Source organism: Vibrio sp. YT-15, assembly GCF_033337445.1.
GTDB lineage: Bacteria > Pseudomonadota > Gammaproteobacteria > Enterobacterales > Vibrionaceae > Vibrio > Vibrio alginolyticus.
Map to the genome: position 1 here is coordinate 1 of NZ_JAWOQR010000132.1, position 1,147 is coordinate 1,147.

Consider the following 1,147-nt stretch of genomic DNA (forward strand, 5'->3'; position numbering starts at 1 on the left):
GAGCCGGCCTAGGAAGATTATTGTGCAGCAATCACTGTCACGAGCTCGTAGCTCTCGCCCGGCTCAAGAGTCTTACCTTCTTCAATACTTGGCGCATGAAGGGCAGATTCCACACACAGCATGGTTTCATAGCCATTGTCAGCCATGTCTCCCATCCCTTGTGCACCTTCCGCCCACGGGTTCCATAGTACTGCTGAGTTATGGCCGCGGTTCGCTACGCTTAACGTGCGGTTAAGAACAGGGTCTTTCACTAAAATTTGAGCTTCTGGTTGCGTGTATACGCGATCGATGGTGTCAGTCAGTTGAAGAACCTCACCACCCTGACACACTTCGCTATTTTTCAAGCTGTCGATGTACTCATTGCCCATACCTGTTGTTTGCGCTTGTTTGATATCGCCCACGTTTAGGTAAGTATGTAATGCGCCTGAGAACGTCCAAGCTTCATCATCGATATTAAGAACTTTCAGCGTTACTTTGAGTTCTTCACCCACTTCGACAAGAAGTCGTGCATCAAACATGTGTGGCCAAATTTGATGTGTTTCTTCGGTTGGGAACAGTGCCAACTCGACGATGACACCATTTTCATTTTCGCGGTGCTCAACTAATTCCCATTCGGATGTACGCGCAAAGCCATGAGCTGGTGCAGCAATACGGCCAAACCAAGGCCAACAAACAGGAATGCCACCACGTAATGCTGCTTTGCCATCAAAAATGGCTTTTTCGCTCATCCAGATCAAGTCTTCTTGACCTTGTGGTGCGTACGAGACTACATGACCGCCGTGTAAAGCAATACCTGCTGTCGCTTTGTCATGAATAATACGAACGATCTTTACGTTATCGATTTCGACAACAGTTACGTTGTCTGAAAGAACAGTTAGAGGAGGAAGAGTTTTTAAATCCATGTGCTTGTTTCCTACACTGGGGAAGAGGTAGATTTCGGCGCACTTCTCAGTATTTATGAAAGTACGTCTGAGATTTTTCTCAAATTCCAGATACAAAAAAGGCGACTATCAAGCCGCCTCTTTTTCAACTCAGTTAAGAGCTAATCACGATTTCTAATTACTTAGAGATGTGTGCGATTAGCTCTTAACTGAGTTGAAAAAAGGCGACTATCAAGCCGCCTCTTTTTCAACTTAGTTAAGAGCTA

1 protein-coding gene is annotated in these 1,147 nt (G+C 45.5%); it reads right to left on the reverse strand.

Annotation, left to right across the window (positions count from 1 at the left end):
• Positions 1-17 precede the first annotated feature (17 nt).
• Complete coding sequence (locus R7D93_RS25810; RefSeq protein ID WP_029810449.1) at positions 18-902, reverse strand: D-hexose-6-phosphate mutarotase; 885 nt, start codon at positions 900-902, stop codon at positions 18-20.
• Between the last annotated feature and the right edge of the window lie 245 nt (positions 903-1,147).

Bases quoted from the DNA above. Each gene is read 5' to 3' on its own strand.
- R7D93_RS25810 (WP_029810449.1), bottom strand. From the start codon at position 902: ATGGATTTAAAAACTCTTCCTCCTCTAACTGTTCTTTCAGACAACGTA.